The organism is Variovorax gracilis (assembly GCF_030317115.1).
In the GTDB taxonomy this organism is placed as follows: domain Bacteria; phylum Pseudomonadota; class Gammaproteobacteria; order Burkholderiales; family Burkholderiaceae_C; genus Variovorax; species Variovorax gracilis.
In genome coordinates, this window is the sequence record NZ_JASZYF010000080.1 from 1 (window position 1) to 2,838 (window position 2,838).

Below are 2,838 nucleotides of genomic sequence, written 5' to 3' on the forward strand. Positions count from 1 at the left end.
AGGAGGTAGAACTGCAACAACGCGCGACCTCCTTCGACCAGGCACGCGCCGCGCTCGATGAAGCCCTCGCGTCGTCACGCCAGGCGGTCGCTGCCATGGAAGCCCAGATGCACGCGCAGCAACAGGAATCCGCGCGGCTGCTCAGCGACTCGGAAGCTGAAGTGCGGCGCCTTCGCAAAGCGCTCGACGAGACCATCGCTGGCAAAGAAGCCTTGCGCGAAAAGTTGGCGATGGAACTGAGCGCCAAGCAACGCGCCGCGGACGAAGCCGAGGAGCGCCATGTCGCCCATGAACGTCGCCTGCTTCACGAGATCGATCGCGAGCGAGCGGCCACCCGTCAGGCCACCGCCGAACTCGCCAAGGAACGAAAGGGCCGTCTCGCTGAAGCGCAGACTGGTCTCGCTGCGCTGGGGGCTGCCGAACAGGCGCTAGAGAAGGCGGAAGCTGCGCACCGCGACGCAGCGGTTATCTGGTCTAGGCAGCATCAGGCGACTGAAGTCGAATTGGCCATCCTGCGAGAGCGGGTTGCCAGCGCTGAACAGCGGGCTGCGGACCACGCGTCTCACTTGGATCGCCAAAAGGAACAGTCTGCTCGCGAAATAGTCCAGCTGCGCGAGAGTCAGGCGGCCATGGCGAGCGCCCTGCAACAGATGAGGGCCAGCCGCGACCAAGGTGTGCCTCCAGCGACGCGTTCGACAAACGCACCCAAGAGCAGGCGCCGATGATTGCGGTGTCCTCAAATGGGCAGTGGCAGCAAGGTGACGCTGCGCGGCCGTCAGCCGCCTGAGCTGATCGCCCGATGCCGCGCGGCCCGCGGCGCGGTCGAACCCACCACTCTGTTGCATCCCCCCGCGAAACGGCAGGGCGCGAGATTAGAAAGACAGGCAAAGGGACAGCCCTATGTCTTAACGATCGATCGCAACAATGCGAGAGCTAGGCGCGCAGAAGCAATGGAGGGCAGCCGACCTCACATCATTTCCAATCCTTCACATGCCTCGCCTTGCCTGATCAAATGCAGTTAGTTTGACGTTGCCGGGCATTTTCGGCCGACGGTCCAACCGCGATCCGTTTGAGCGCTGCCGCTGCCACCACGCTGAGTTACCCTTCCAGAACTCGTCGCCGGCCTCCTCCTCAGGAGACATGCGAGTTCAACGTCGAATGGATGCGGCCGCGGAAGACATGCCCAAAGCTCCTGCTGAAACCCTCGGCGCCTTCTTGCATCGTCAGGAAGTTGCGACGCTGGTCGACGTCCTTCTCGAACTTGCGGAGGTCGATGAAGCGGTCAAGGACCGCCTGCTCCGCCTTCAATTGTCCGATCGCCCTGAGAAGTTGGCTGCCGGTTTCAAGAAGACTCTTGCGGCGTGGCAACGATCGACGCGGTCCTACTCCTATCGCGAAGCGCCCGCTTACGGTCGGAAGCTCCAGACGTGGCTGGATCAGGTGGCACGCGAACTGGTTCCCAAGGACCCCGCAGCCGGCCTGACCTTGTTTGAAGCAAGCCTTCATCGAGGCGGACGAGCAATGGTTCGAGCATGCCGACGATTCCGGAGCCGACATCGGCAACGCGGTACGTTCAGCCTGTAGGCATTGGCTTCAAGCGGCTGCGAAGTGCGAGACGCCGGCCGACGTCTGGCCCGATCGCGTGATGAGGCTGTATCTAGAAGACAACTACGGCGCGCGAGAGGAATTGCTCCGAAGCGCCAACCTGCTGCTCGGGGAATCGGCGCTTCGCGTCTTAGCGGGCCAGTTTGAAGCCCGGATGGCCAAGGTCCTCGCTGGTGCATCCAATTTGCCGAGACTTCCGCATGAGGTGTTTCACCTTTCAGCCGCGCTCTCGCTGCTTTCCGAAGCGCTGGGTGATCCCGATGTCTCGGTTCGAGCAGTGCTGCAGTACAGCCCGGTGCCCAATGAGTTGCAGAAGCAGACCTTCGTGCAGGCCTATCTCGACGCCGATCGCCCCGAGGATGCCCTCCCTTGGCTCGAGGGCAACTGGGCAGACAACGAAGAGACTCGCGAAGGCTTGCTGGCCGACACATTGGAGCGGCTCGGTCGCTTCGAGGCAAGCGAACCGGTTCGCCGGCACATGTTGGAGGAGCACCCTTCGGTGTTCCACCTCCGGCAATGGCTCCAGCATCTTCCAGAAGCGAACCAGGCCGACGCGCTGGCCCGCGCACGCCAGATGGCGCTTGGATTGTCGGATCCGGCGACGGCAGCAAGTCTGCTGATCGAAGTCGGCGATATCGATAGTGCCGAAGCCAGGTTAATGGCGGAATCGGAGAACCTGCGTGAGAAGGACTTCTACGCGTTGGAGGTCCTGGCGAAGGCTCTGCGCGCTCGGGAGCGCTGGCGCGGAGAGACGGTCATCTACCGAGCGCTGTTGCTTGATATTCTGACGCGCGCATACGCCAAGGCTTACCGGCACGGTGCCCGCTACTGGGCACGGCTCTGCGAGATCGCCGAATTCGGCGCCGTACTCGCCCCGCTGCGATCGCACGAAGACTTTGCTGCTGAGGTGCGGCATCGGCACGGACGCAAGCCGGCTTTCTGGGCTCAGGTCGACGAAAGGCGCGATGGTACTGCTGCTGCTGAGAACGGTGATGGAGCTTTCGAGTTCGACTAGTTGCACCTTGACATCTTTGTGTCCTGGGGGCGCCGATAGCGTACGTCGATGAGCTTTGCCGGATGACTGACTGCTATTAAGCGACCGACATGTCCGATGTACGGCTGCAATGGGCCAATTCTGTTGAAAAACTCCCTAGAAATTTGACCCGTCTCGACTATGTTGGATGCATCTCACCGAGGAGTGCATCGACATGATGGGTCATCAAGGCGGCGTGC

3 protein-coding genes are annotated in these 2,838 nt (G+C 62.0%); 2 read left to right on the top strand and 1 reads right to left on the bottom strand.

The genetic code is table 11. The features are described 5' to 3' along the window. On the top strand, positions 1 to 725 hold a 725-nt coding region (locus QTH97_RS36725; protein WP_286573697.1), incomplete at its 5' end, for a coiled-coil domain-containing protein. Positions 726 to 1,131: 406 nt separating this feature from the next. On the opposite strand, the gene QTH97_RS36730 is transcribed toward QTH97_RS36725, so the two are convergent. Continuing rightward, entirely contained in the window at positions 1,132 to 1,368 is a 237-nt protein-coding gene (locus QTH97_RS36730; RefSeq protein WP_286573698.1) for a hypothetical protein, read from the bottom strand. Between the two features lie 121 nt (positions 1,369 to 1,489). Between QTH97_RS36730 and QTH97_RS36735 the strand changes: the two genes are divergently transcribed. After that, positions 1,490 to 2,620, top strand: coding sequence for a DUF6880 family protein (locus tag QTH97_RS36735; RefSeq protein WP_286573700.1), 1,131 nt, complete (start codon positions 1,490 to 1,492; stop codon positions 2,618 to 2,620). Positions 2,621 to 2,838 lie beyond the last annotated feature (218 nt).